Source organism: Micromonospora maritima (genome assembly GCF_902825405.1).
In the GTDB taxonomy this organism is placed as follows: Bacteria; Actinomycetota; Actinomycetes; order Mycobacteriales; family Micromonosporaceae; genus Micromonospora; species Micromonospora maritima.
The window spans coordinates 1-3396 of record NZ_CADEAU010000542.1 but is presented as its reverse complement, the minus strand read 5'-3'; the positions used below and the strand labels follow the sequence as shown (position 1 = coordinate 3396).

The following is a 3396-nucleotide window of genomic DNA, read 5'->3' as shown; positions in this document are numbered from 1 at the left end:
CCCGCGCTTCCCGGCGTGGTCCTCGGCACCCACCTCGCCGCGGCCGGCCGGCCGGTGGACGGCTGGCGGCCGGTCCGCGTACCCGGCGGGGTCGACCCGCTCTGGGCGCCGGAGGGCGACCTGGTGCCGCTGCCCGGCGAACGGCCCGAGGCCAAGGAGGTGCTGGCGGTCGCCGAGCGGCTGCGGGACCTCGTCTACGTCTGGGGTGGCCTGTCCACCGACGGCATCGACTGTTCCGGCCTGGTGCACCTGGCCTGGCGGCGGTACGGGGTCACCCTCCCCCGGGACGCCGACGACCAGGCCGAGGCCACCACCACGCTGGCGCTGGACGACGAGCGCCCGGGTGACCTCTACTTCTTCGCCCGCCCCGGGCGGCGCATCCACCACGTCGGCATCGTCTCGGCCGAGCCGCACGACGGCCGGCGCCGGATGCTGCACGCCTGCTACCGCACCCGTCGGGTGGTCGAGGAGGAGCTGCCGGAGGCCCGGGTCGCCACCCTCGTCGGCGCCCACCGGGTCTGACCGGGAAGACGGATCAGGGGCGCCCCCGGCCGGCGGGGACGCCCCTGACGTACGTGCCGGTCAGCCGCGCGCCTCGGCCAGCTCACGCCGTCGGTCGCGGGACGACTTGACCAGGCTGGCCACCGTGGCGACGGCGAGCGTGCCGAGGATGACGGTCAGCGACAGCCAGATCGGGATGTGCGGCGCCCAGGCCACGTGCTCGCCACCGTTGATGAACGGCAGGTTGTTGTCGGCAAGCGCCTCCAGCACCAGCTTCACGCCGATGAAGCCGAGCACCACGGCCAGCCCGTAGCTGAGGTAGATGAGCCGGTCGAGCAGGCCGCCGAGCAGGAAGTAGAGCTGGCGCAGCCCCATCAGCGCGAAGACGTTCGCGGTGAAGACGAGGTACGGCTCCTGGGTGATGCCGAAGATCGCCGGGATCGAGTCGAGCGCGAAGATCAGGTCGGTGGTGCCGATCGCGATCATCACGATCAGCATCGGCGTGAACAGCCGCCGCCCGTTCTCCCGGGTGGTGATCCGCGCCCCGTCGAAGTCCTGGGACAGCGGCAACGCCTTGCGGCTCCACCGGATCAGCAGGTTCTCGCTGAACTCGTCCTCGTCCGGCTCGCCCTGCCGGGCCAGGTTCACCGCGGTGTAGATGAGGAACGCGCCGAAGATGTAGAACACCCACGAGAACTGGGAGATCAACGCCGCGCCGGCGGCGATGAAGCCGCCGCGCATGACCAGCGCCAGCAGGATGCCGATGAGCAGTACCTTCTGCTGGTACTGCCGGGGCACCCCGAAGCGGGCCATGATGATCACGAAGACGAAGAGGTTGTCCACCGAGAGGCTGTACTCGGTGAGCCAGCCGGTGTAGAACTGGCCGGCCACGCTCGCCCCGGAGGTCCACCAGAGCACCGCGCCGAAGACCAGCGCCAGCGCCACGTAGAAGCCGACCCAGAGGCTCGACTCCCGGACGCTGGGCTCGTGCGGGCGACGACCGATGATGAACAGGTCGGCGAGCAGGACCGCGATCATCGCGGTCAGGGTTACCGCCCACACCAATGCGGACACGTTCAAATCCATCCTCCGGCAGACACGCAGCGTCGGGCACACCGTACGCCGGGTGTGGGGCCGGGGTGCGTCGACGCTGACTCTGGTGACTGTCGGAGGTCTCTTCCGCCGGGACCTGCTGGTCCCGACCGACGGAGCCGGGTCGAACCACCGTGGGTGCCGGCGCTCTTCCGTGCTGACGACTCCGTCGCGGGGGAATACTCCCCTCCTCGGCCGCCATTGTTCACCATCCCACCCGGGTGGCGCATCTCCGGGCGTCCGGATGGGCCCGTCGCGTGCGCGGGCTCACGTCGCGCACCGCATCCTAGGAGGCTAGGTGAGGATCTGGAGGCGGTTCGTCGGGCGTGTCGCGTGAGCCGAACCGATCAGTCGAGAGCGATATACCTCAGAGGCATATTTATGACTCTGAGGTATATCGCTCATCGCGAACTCCTCGGTCGCCGGCACCGTGCGGGCCCTCCTGCGCGCGGAGGCACCACCCGGCCACGCGGACGCGGCCCAGGGGTCGGATCGGCACCGAAGGGAGTCCCCCGGGCCGCGAGCAGGCATGAGCCGGCCGGGAACCCCGGTAAGGGCCAGGCCGGCGGGAACCGGGGCAGGCACGGGCCGGGCAAGCGGGAACCGGACCAGCGGGAACCGCGAGGACACGAGCCGGACCAGCGGAAGCCGAGACGGAGACGAGGCGGGCGGACGGCAGCAGGCGGCAGCAGGAGCCGTCAAGGACGGGCGGGCAGCACCGGATCGGCGAACGGCCAACCGGCGGCGAGCAGCGCGTCGCACGCGGCCACCGCGGCGGCCAGCCGCTCCTCGTGCCCGCCCCGCAGCTCGACCACCGGCACTCCGCACCCGGCCAGCTCGGCCCGGAACCGTCCGGTCATCCACGCCCGCAGGTGCTCCCCGTCGCGCAGGCCGTCGTCGTCGAACGGCACCCCGGCGTCGTCGGTGAGCAGGTACAGCGCCGGGCGGCGGGCGGCCGCCCGGACCTCGGCCGAGGACGACCCCAGGTAGCGCTCCTCCCAGATCGCGGTGGCCCGGGCGTCGGTGTCGCAGAACAGCAGCGGACCGCTGCGCCGGGCCGCGGCGTCCTCGGCGGCCTGCTGCTCGCGGACCACCTCGACGAAGTCGTTCCGGTCCCAGGTCACGTCGACGACCGTCGCGTCCGGGCGGGACCGGCGCAGCGCGGCGAGCTTGCGCTCGGTCAACTCGCGGCCGTACTCCGGCACCCAGGCGGTCCGGTAGTGGGCGGCCAGCGCCCGCGCCATGGTCGTGGTGCCGGTGGACTCGGCGCCGACCACCGCCACCCGGCGCACCAGCCACGCCCGCACCGGCGGGCTCAGCCACCGCCAGTGCGCCGCCGGGTCCGCGCGCACGGCGGTGCCGGAGACCGGTACGGCCCGACGCCCGGGGTCCACGGCGACCGCGACCGCGTCGAACCGGCGGGCCAGCTCCTCGCCGTACGCCTCGGAGGAGAAGACGGCGTCCACCGGCTCGCCGCCGAACGCGTCGGCGAACACCGCGCAGTGCAGGTCCCAGACCGCCGCATCGGCGTAGTCGACGGGATGGTCGTCGTAGCGGCCGACGAAGCGCACCCACGGGGTGCCGGCATGGGTCTCGCGCAGCCAGGCCAGCCGCAGCTCCAGCGGGATCGACTCCCGGCGCGACGGCGCCACCACCACGGTGACCGCGGCGCAGCGGGCCGCGGCCGCCTCGACGAGCGCGTGGTGCCCGGCGTGCGGCGGGTAGAACTTGCCGACCACCAGGCCGTGCCGGAACGGCCGAGATCGGAAGAGCACACGTCTGAACTCCAGTCACTCATCATGA

General features: G+C 72.6%; 2 protein-coding genes. One reads left to right on the top strand and one right to left on the bottom strand.

Going from position 1 to position 3396, the window contains the following annotated elements; all coding sequences use genetic code 11:
* On the top strand, window positions 1-522 hold a 522-nt coding region (locus HUW36_RS28705), incomplete at its 5' end, for a C40 family peptidase (protein WP_174530981.1).
* Window positions 523-582: 60 nt separating this feature from the next.
* On the opposite strand, the gene HUW36_RS28700 is transcribed toward HUW36_RS28705, so the two are convergent.
* Window positions 583-1581 carry a TerC family protein gene (locus tag HUW36_RS28700; protein WP_174530980.1) on the bottom strand — a complete coding sequence of 333 codons (999 nt, stop codon included), beginning with the start codon at window positions 1579-1581 and terminating at the stop codon, window positions 583-585.
* Window positions 1582-3396: the final 1815 nt, after the last annotated feature.